8 protein-coding genes and 1 pseudogene are annotated in these 8,707 nt (G+C 42.6%); 5 read left to right on the top strand and 4 right to left on the bottom strand.

The annotated features are described in order from the left end of the window. The first annotated feature begins 42 nt into the window (after positions 1-42). From NH454_RS19140 to NH454_RS19155, 4 genes are read left to right on the top strand one after another with little or no spacing between them, the layout of a single operon-like run. Positions 43-840, top strand: coding sequence for a putative hydro-lyase (locus NH454_RS19140; RefSeq protein ID WP_135926682.1), 798 nt, complete (start codon positions 43-45; stop codon positions 838-840). 7 nt (positions 841-847) lie between these two features. After that, complete coding sequence (locus NH454_RS19145; RefSeq protein WP_253039986.1) at positions 848-1,579, top strand: 5-oxoprolinase subunit PxpA; 732 nt, start codon at positions 848-850, stop codon at positions 1,577-1,579. Then, on the top strand, positions 1,564-2,427 hold the full coding sequence (locus NH454_RS19150; RefSeq protein ID WP_138558414.1) for a glutamate cyclase domain-containing protein: 864 nt from the start codon (positions 1,564-1,566) through the stop codon (positions 2,425-2,427). Before NH454_RS19145 ends, NH454_RS19150 begins: the two co-directional genes overlap by 16 nt. Before the next feature lie 2 nt (positions 2,428-2,429). Continuing rightward, complete coding sequence (locus tag NH454_RS19155; protein ID WP_138558415.1) at positions 2,430-3,287, top strand: aminotransferase class IV; 858 nt, start codon at positions 2,430-2,432, stop codon at positions 3,285-3,287. 49 nt (positions 3,288-3,336) lie between these two features. Here the strand turns inward: NH454_RS19155 and NH454_RS19160 are convergent, their stop codons facing one another. The 3 genes from NH454_RS19160 to NH454_RS19170 all read right to left on the bottom strand — a co-directional run bounded on the left by NH454_RS19160 (position 3,337) and on the right by NH454_RS19170 (position 5,486). Further along, positions 3,337-4,317 (bottom strand): WD40 repeat domain-containing protein, encoded by a 981-nt coding sequence (locus NH454_RS19160; RefSeq protein WP_253039976.1) that lies wholly within the window; start codon positions 4,315-4,317, stop codon positions 3,337-3,339. Positions 4,318-4,528: 211 nt separating this feature from the next. Then, positions 4,529-4,843, bottom strand: a complete 315-nt coding sequence (locus NH454_RS19165; protein ID WP_253039978.1) for a hypothetical protein — start codon at positions 4,841-4,843, stop codon at positions 4,529-4,531. 265 nt (positions 4,844-5,108) lie between these two features. Then, a complete protein-coding gene (locus NH454_RS19170; protein ID WP_253039980.1) occupies positions 5,109-5,486 on the bottom strand; it encodes a VOC family protein in 378 nt (125 codons plus the stop codon). 162 nt (positions 5,487-5,648) lie between these two features. On the opposite strand from NH454_RS19170, the gene NH454_RS19175 reads away from it, so the two are divergent. Beyond that, positions 5,649-7,670 carry a S9 family peptidase gene (locus NH454_RS19175; protein ID WP_253039982.1) on the top strand — a complete coding sequence of 674 codons (2,022 nt, stop codon included), beginning with the start codon at positions 5,649-5,651 and terminating at the stop codon, positions 7,668-7,670. Between the two features lie 827 nt (positions 7,671-8,497). On the opposite strand, the pseudogene NH454_RS19180 reads toward NH454_RS19175, so the two are convergent. Then, a pseudogene (locus tag NH454_RS19180) lies at positions 8,498-8,707 on the bottom strand (IS630 family transposase); the annotation flags it as partial.

Genomic DNA, 8,707 nt, shown 5'->3' on the forward strand with positions numbered 1-8,707 from the left:
TTGTAGCAGCATCAGTTGAGTGTTAATTTCAAGGAGAGACACATGCAAAAAGATGCATCATTAACCACCCCTGCCGCTATTCGTAAAATAGTGAGAGGGGGCGACTACAGCGGAAATACATCTGGCTTTGCGCCAGGGTTCGTACAGGCAAATTTGGTCATTTTACCCAAGCAATACGCGTTTGATTTTTTGCAATTTAGTCAGGCAAATCCGAAAGCTTGCCCAATCATTGCAACAAGTCGATTACCAGGCGTAACCGATATGCCTACGGTTGGGGAAGATATTGATATTCGTAGTGACTTACCACGTTATCGCGTTTTCAAAAATGGTCAAATGATTAAAGAAGTAACTAACATTACCGAGTATTGGCGTGATGACTTAGTCACTTTTTTAATTGGTTGTTCTTTCTCGTTTGAAGAAGCACTTATTGCAGCAGGACTTGAAATTCGTAACATTACTGAACAAAGAAATGTACCCATGTACCTTACAAATATCGCATGCCAAAAGGCGGGGATTTTTCATGCTAACATGGTAGTAAGCATGCGTCCGATGAAACCTGCCGATGCTATTCGGGCGATTCAAATTTGTAGTCGCTTTCCGGGGGTACATGGCGCTCCAGTACATTTTGGCGACCCTGCAGCAATTGGGATTAAGGATATTAATAAACCTGAATTTGGCGATCAGGTTAGCATTCGTGAAGGTGAGGTACCGGTATTTTGGGCCTGTGGTGTAACCCCACAAATAGCCATTGCCAATGCAGCACCTGACTTTTGTATAACCCACAGCCCAGGGCATATGCTGATCACCGATATTCCAAACAGCAAAATGGCAGCCTTTTAATATGACAATAAAACTCAATTGCGACCTTGGCGAAAGCTTTGGAATGTGGAAAATGGGCCTCGACGAGCAAGTAATGCCGCATATCGATATGGCTAATATTGCCTGCGGTTTTCATGCCGGAGATGCCGATGTAATGGCCGCAACCTTAGCCCTTGCCAAGCAGCATAATGTTACCATTGGTGCGCACCCAAGTTACCCTGATAAACAGGGATTTGGACGTCGCTCTATGGCAATGAGTGACAAAGAGCTGAGCAATTGTCTTTATTATCAAATTGCAGCCATTGATGGGATGGCTGCAGTACATGGTTTAACGCTTGAATATGTTAAACCTCATGGCGCGCTATATAACGATATGATGAGCGATGAGCGTATTTTAAATGTCGTTATGCGTGCTGTAGCTAGTTATCCTAAGCCATTAAAGTTAATGATTTTAGCAACTAATCTTTCTGCAAAACATCAAGCCATGGCAAACGAGCTTGAACTCGAGCTGATATTAGAGGCGTTTGCCGATCGGCAATACACTGATGAAGGAAAGCTCGTATCACGCTCTCTTGCAGGCAGTGTTCACGATAAATCAGCATTAATCGCACAAGTAAAGCAGCTATTGGAGCATGGCACAGTGACAACGCGAAGCGGTCAGCAACTGGCTCTGCATGCCGACAGCCTCTGTGTGCACGGCGATAATGAAGCGGGTATTGCGCTAATTCAAGAGATCAAAGCATTATGTCAGCAAGCCTAAGCGACGACTCGCTCAGCACACACATTGAAACCATGATGGTTGAGCAAAATCCACGTGGTATGCAGCACTTGTACGCCAAGCAAGAGACTGGCACCTATTTACGTGCGGCAAAATCTCTTCATCACGCGCAAGGAACTGTGTTGATAGGAACTGGCTTTGCGGTCAACAATACCTTCGAAACCGACGGCCCGGTAGGTGCTATAGCACTTTACAAAGTACTCGAAAAGCTTGGTAAACAGCCGATTTTGGTTACTGGCAACCCCCTTTACAGTGCTCTAAAAAACGATTTTAACTGTTTTGAGTTGCCGATTAACAGTATTGAAAATGCCCGCACCTTTAGCATTAAAGCCCTTGAGCAGTTAAAGCCTGATTGTGTTTTATCAATAGAACGACCGGGGCTTAACAAACATCAGCGTTATTACAATATGCGCGGTATTGATATTTCTGAGCATTGCGGCTGCTTTGATTTTTTTATAACAGAAGCACCTTGCCCCACCATAGCGATTGGTGATGGCGGTAACGAAATAGGCATGGGTAACCTTGCACAGCATATGCAAGCACTTAACATTACTCCTTGTATAACCCCTTGCGATGAGCTTTTACTTGCTGATGTATCTAACTGGGCGGCATACGGGCTAATTGCTTTTTTAAGTCGCTGGCATAACACAGATTTGTTGGCTGATATTGAGCCACTCAACATTTTAAATTACCTAAGTGAGCGCGGTAGTGTCGATGGCGTCACCCATAAAAATGAGCTCACCGAAGACGGCTTGCACGCGATGCATGGCCAACAATTAATAACTCGGCTTCGCCAACTTGGCGGCTTTACGACAGAGAATGAGGTTTAACAATGGGCACGGTATACCTAAACGGTGAGTACCTTGGCGCTGATGAAGCAAAGATTTCACCAATGGATCGCGGTTTCTTATTTGGCGATGGTATTTATGAAGTGATCCCATCATACCACGGCAAAATGCTTGGTTTTGGTGCACATATTGAACGTATGAATAACGGTTTAAATGAGCTTGAAATTAAGCTCGATTACACTGCCGATACGTGGCGTAAAATCTGTAATGATTTATGCGAGAAAAACCAAGGTGATAACCTAGGGATTTATTTACACGTTAGTCGCGGCGCTGACACTAAACGTGCCCACGGCTACCCAACGAATATTACCCCAACCGTATTTGCGTTTGCTTTTGAAATTCCGGCAGAGCCAAAAAGCGACATAGATAGCGCAACAACTTACACCGTATCGCTTGAGCAAGACCGTCGCTGGCAACGTTGCCATATTAAATCAACGGCACTGCTTGGCAACGTGATCCATTACCAACACGGTGCAGCAGCGGGTAACAAAGAAACCATTCTATTTAATCGCTTAGAAGAAATTACCGAAGCAAGTTCAAGTAATGTGTTTATCGTAAAAGATGGCGTGATCAGTACTCCACCTCTTGATAACCAAATTTTACCGGGAATAACCCGCTGGTTAATAATCAACATTCTACACAGCCACAGTGACTTTAAAGTGCAAGAGCGCATTGTTAGTAAAGATGAGTTACTTGATGCCGACGAAGTATGGATCACCAGCGCCACTAAAGAAGTTGGCCCAGTCGTAAAAGTTAATGGTAAGTTAGTTGGCGATGGCAAACCTGGCGCAGTTTGGCAACAAGTACAAAGCTTGTTTACCAAGCATAAGTTTGATTACTAATTTAATCGTAATTTAAAACAAACGCCTACATAAAGTAGGCGTTTTTGTTTTAGCTTTTATTTGGTTTATAAGGCCAAGCTTGCAATAGGCCGTCACTGGTTTCTGAATATAGCTGCTTACCATCGTAAGCCACACTTAGTACTGACGTACGTTGGCGCTGTTGTTTAGCTTCGTATTCAGCAATGAGTTCACCATCTGCAACGCGATATAAACGCATCTTCATTTTTGGTGAGCCCGTTAATAGCCATTTATCTTGATTAATAAATTGCGATGCAGTGAATTCAATAAAGTTAGAGTATGAAGACACTTCAGATAGCTCTTTTTTATTGGCTAAATCAAAAAATACACGATCATCAACCGAGTCAATTGCAAAGCCCAAGCTCGCTGTTTTATTTAACGTAACGTGATTCACTCTAGTCGCTAAACGCTCTTCAAAGCGAGTGCTGCCATCGCTCGTTGACCAAAGCTTAACGTACTTGTCGCTTGAGCCGGTAAACGCCCACTGACCATCGGCCGATAACGCCACGCTATTAATATCTAAACGATGAATATCAAAACGCTTAGTATCACCTGTACGGGTATTTATTACCTCAGCCTTGCCGCTACGATAAGCAATAACCAACGTATCGCCTACGGCTGAAATAGCGATGTCTCTAGCGATTTCTTGTCCGGTGAGCCAAGTGCCAATACTACGCCCTGTGCGAGTATCGTATAAAGTCACCGATAACCGATTTGAAATGAAAAAAAGAGATTTGTTAGCGCTAAAGCCTGCCAGCTCAACATGTTCAGCGCCCTGCCCTGTTATACAATCATATAGACGCGCTTTTAACTGATTATCCCAAACGCACACCTCAGATTGGCTTGCCACTAACGCGTGACTTGCATCCTCGGTTAGCGCCGTGGCACTTAGTAGCTCATTGCCATGGGCAAATTCACTACTAGCAGGGGAAGTAAACACCTCACCTCCACCACAGCCTACAAGGCTTAGTGCAAATACACAGCAAAGAGGTTTAAGCAATTTCGACGTCATGATCATTCTCAATTTTTATCATTATTTTATATTGGAGCAGTGTAATGAAAATAAGCGGAAGTTGGTAGGGGATCTAGCCATCAGCTTTCAGCCGTCAGCCATCAGTTTTTGTAGGCGTGAAATTTATTTCGCGCGACTTTTTGCGAGTTGTAGGTCGTGCTTTAGCGCGTTTTCTAAAAAGTTCGCTTTGCTTACCATGAGATCTATTGTTCTAGTTAGTGCTTGAAACAGATTCACAATTAACAGTCGATTTTTTTGATGTTTTATCTAACTTCCGAGTCACTAAAAGCTCCTCGTTTTCAACGGTTAAACTTACATTTTTATACCAATCATCAAAACTGACTTTAGTTGCACTAGCTGGTAATTCAAATCCAAACGCAGAATCAATTTGCTCGAAGCTTGTTGGAATTTCTTTCTTCAAACACCAGTATAATCCACTCAAAGCGCCAAAAATATCGTCTGGTTCTTCTGCGTATACGGGATGCCAAACTAAGCAAGAGACAATGAGATACACTAATTTTTTCATATTTCTGTACATTTACTTTAAATGAATTGCTATCACTAACATGTGTATAAAACACCGGAGCTTGTCAATTTTGACCATGCATACTTTACAAGGTATAACAGTTCTACTCATAATTACCTGAAAACCAGTATAAATGAACCATAATGTTCTAAGCTGGTGAAACTTATTCTTTATTATCTAAAACCTCAGTTAAATAGGCTAGGCCCTGTTTCCTAGAGCCTAGCCCCTATTAACTTTCAATCTGAAAGCTGACAGCTCACTCCCCTTACCCATGCGTAAAACAAAACACATTAAGTTTGTTACCGTCTAGGTCTCTGAAGTACCCCGCATAAAAGCCGGGCATTTCGCGTGGGCCGGGGGCGCCTTCGTCTGTGCCACCTAATTCTATGGCTTTTTTATAAAAGGCGTCTACGTGAGCTGGGGTTTCGACTGCCAGAGCAATCATGGTGCCGTTACCTACAGTGGCTTTTTCATCGTTATAAGGTTTGGTAACCGCAAAACCGGGCTTATCTTGACCTGTACTCCATGCGACAAAGCGGTCAGTTTCTAAAAAGCGCTCGGCGTTTAGAGTGGCGAACAATTCATCGTAATACTTTACTGCTTTAGCTAGGTTGTTAGTACCTAACATGGTGTAACCTATCATTGTGTGCTCCTTACGTTTAAAAGTGTCTGTACTCAACATAAAAGGGAAATGACCATCTGTCTATTGATTTCTCCATTCATCGCAATGGACTATATTTCTGATGGTTGTTACTTTATAACAGGTTAACACGCCCTAATTTCTGCTCACTAACAAGGAAATAAAATGAAGTTTAAAACGTCTTTAGCACTGCTTGCAGCAGCTAGCTTTTACAGCCATGCAGGAGCTAGCAATACCTTTCAACTTGAAAATGTTTTTGATCTTGAATACGCCAACCAAATAGAAATGACAAAAAATGGCGATACAATTTACTTCGTGCGTAATCGCATGGATATCAAAAGCGACCGTAAAGTCAGTAATATTTGGTCAGTAAACCCAGATGGTAAAACCATGCTGCCGCTAACGTCTGGCGTGCATATGGATTACTCACCGGTGCTGTCACCAGACGAAACGCGTTTAGCGTTTATTTCTACCCGTGATGGCAGTAGCCAAATCTATGTGAAATGGTTAAAAACCGGTAACGTAGCAAAAATTAGTAACCTAACGCAAAGCCCCGGCGGGTTAACTTGGACGCCAGATGGCAAACAATTGGTGTTTAGCCAATTTGTGCCAGCAAAATCAGCAAGCCCTGTGTCTTTACCGGGTAAGCCTGAAGGCGCTAAGTGGGCAGAGCCAGCTAAATATATTGACGATACCTATTATCGTGCTGATGGCGGTGGCTACTCAGAAAAAGGTTATCGTCACTTTTTTATCATCAGTGCAACGGGCGGCAATGCACGTCAATTGAGCTCTGGTGATTTTGACCACGGCGGAGCTATTAGCTTTAACGAAAAAGGTGATGCATTTTATTTTTCTGCTAATCGCCATACAGATAATGAACTGAAACCAACAAATTCAGAAGTTTATAAACTAAGTTTAAGTGATTTATCGATCACACAAATCACTGACCGTGTTGGACCTGATTCACGCCCGAAAGTGTCACCTAATGGTCGTTACCTTGCTTATACAGGCTATGATGACAAAAAAACTAACTATGAAAACAACGACATTTATTTACTAGATTTGAAATCAGGAAAAACCTCGGTACTCACAGCTGATTTAGACCGTAGTGTCGAAGATATAAAATGGGATGATAGTGGTAGCGGCCTTTATTTTAGCTACGATAGCGAAGGTAAAACACACCTAGCTTACCAGCCGCGTAGTGGTAAACATAAAGTAATTACCGATAAAATTGGCAGTGTCGCCTTTGGTCGCCCGTATTCAGGTGGTGACTTTGATGTCAGTGAAGATGGTGAAGTTGCATTCACACTCGCTGATACCCAGCGCCCAGCTGATGTCGCATTAATTAAGCGTGGTAAAACGGCTCGTTTAACGCAATTAAACGAGGATGCACTTGGCGACAAAGAGCTTGCCAAAGTTGAAGAGATTTGGGTTAAATCAAGCCACGACGGCTTGGCTATTCAAGGTTGGATTGCTTACCCGCCGGGCTTTGATAAAAACAAAAAGTACCCACTTGTTTTAGAAATCCACGGCGGTCCTGTTGCAAACTACGGCCCTCACTTTAGCCCTGAAGTACAATTATACGCAGCCAAAGGGAATGTTGTGCTGTATATGAACCCGCGCGGCAGTGACTCGTACGGTAAAGAATTCGCGCAAACAATTCATCATAACTACCCAAGTAATGACTTTGATGACTTAATGACAGGTGTTGATGCTGTCATCAATAAGGGCTTTATTGATGAGAGTAAGTTGTTTGTTACCGGCGGTTCAGGTGGCGGTGTTTTAACTGCATGGATTGTGGGTCATACAGACCGCTTTGCAGCAGCTGTTGTTGCTAAACCTGTCATCAATTGGATCAGCTTTGTACTAACTGCTGATTTCTACCCTTTCTTTGCTGACTATTGGTTCCCAGGTAAACCATGGGACAATATTGAGCATTATATGAAGCGCTCACCTATTAGTTATGTGGGCAATGTAAAAACACCCACTATGCTGTTAACCGGCGAATCAGACTATCGCACGCCGATTTCTGAAACCGAGCAATTTTACCAAGCGTTAAAGCTACAAGGTGTTGATACAGCGATGGTGCGTATTCCTAATGCCTCACATGGTATAACCGCTCGCCCATCAAACCTGATGACCAAAGTCGCCTATATTCAATGGTGGTTTGATAAACATAGTAAGTAGTGGCGAGTTGCGAGTTGCGAGTTGCGAGTTGCGAGTTGCGAGTTGCGAGCAATAGTTTAGGCGCGGCTTTATGCCGCACCATACCCAAAACATAAAATAGTTTCACACTTACCTGTAGCAGCGGCTTTATGCCGCGTCATTTAATAAAACCATAACGCGGGGTAAACCCGCTGCTACTTGCTAACTTTCCCCTTGCTAACTTTCCCCTTTCTAACTTTCCCCTTTCTAACTTTCCCCTTTCTAACTTTTGAATTTCAATCTGATAGCTGACGGCTGAAAGCTGACAGCTTCCTTTTGACTGTAAACCCCCTTTACAGTCAAAATGTGAGTAACTCCTTACATACCTTTTTTAAATATCGGACATTAATCCAAAAGCAGTTGGTAAAAAATCGGTTTATAGACAAAATCAGTAACTTGAGTTAGTAAAAAATCGGTTTGTGCCGCTAAAAACCTAGCTTCAGTTAGTAAAATTTTGGTTTATGAGGATATTGAGTTGGTAAAAAATCGGTTTATCAATGACGTGAGTTGATAAAAATTCGGTTTATAAATCGCTAGAGTTTACAAAACAGCAGTATATTGCCGTTTATATGAGCCAATTTTAGCGATTCTAGAGGCAGTAATAAGGCAACAACCCCTAAATTAAGGCTTATAAGGCGGAGCTAGTTAAATCCTGATCTAAAATTTTTAGGCTGGTAAATGCGTGATCTGTATTTTTATAAAGCTAGTAAATAGCTGATCCAAGACTTGGTTAAAGAGTGATCCGAGGTGCGAGGTAGCAGAATTTACATCACGTCCTAGAACCTAGTACTTCATCACACAAGTTCTGACTAGTTGAGGGCACCATAAGCCCTCTCAAGTTTTTCACGAGCTGATTCAACATTAAATAGCCAGTTTATACTTGTTCTTTCTCTATTCCTGCTCCATTCCCAGGCCGCGAGTTCTGTCTTTAGTTCTTCCATACTTGCTATACGTCTATCTAAACATTGCTTATTCATATTACCAATTTCTATCTCGACCATGTTCAACCAACTCGCGTG

The sequence above is a fragment of the Pseudoalteromonas sp. Ps84H-4 genome (assembly GCF_024124645.1).
GTDB lineage: Bacteria > Pseudomonadota > Gammaproteobacteria > Enterobacterales > Alteromonadaceae > Pseudoalteromonas > Pseudoalteromonas lipolytica_C.

Coding starts and splice junctions, on each gene's coding strand:
- NH454_RS19140 (WP_135926682.1), top strand. CDS start 43: ATGCAAAAAGATGCATCATTAACCACCCCTGCCGCTATTCGTAAAATA.
- NH454_RS19150 (WP_138558414.1), top strand. CDS start 1,564: ATGTCAGCAAGCCTAAGCGACGACTCGCTCAGCACACACATTGAAACC.
- NH454_RS19155 (WP_138558415.1), top strand. CDS start 2,430: ATGGGCACGGTATACCTAAACGGTGAGTACCTTGGCGCTGATGAAGCA.
- NH454_RS19160 (WP_253039976.1), bottom strand. CDS start 4,317: ATGACGTCGAAATTGCTTAAACCTCTTTGCTGTGTATTTGCACTAAGC.
- NH454_RS19165 (WP_253039978.1), bottom strand. CDS start 4,843: ATGAAAAAATTAGTGTATCTCATTGTCTCTTGCTTAGTTTGGCATCCC.
- NH454_RS19170 (WP_253039980.1), bottom strand. CDS start 5,486: ATGATAGGTTACACCATGTTAGGTACTAACAACCTAGCTAAAGCAGTA.
- NH454_RS19175 (WP_253039982.1), top strand. CDS start 5,649: ATGAAGTTTAAAACGTCTTTAGCACTGCTTGCAGCAGCTAGCTTTTAC.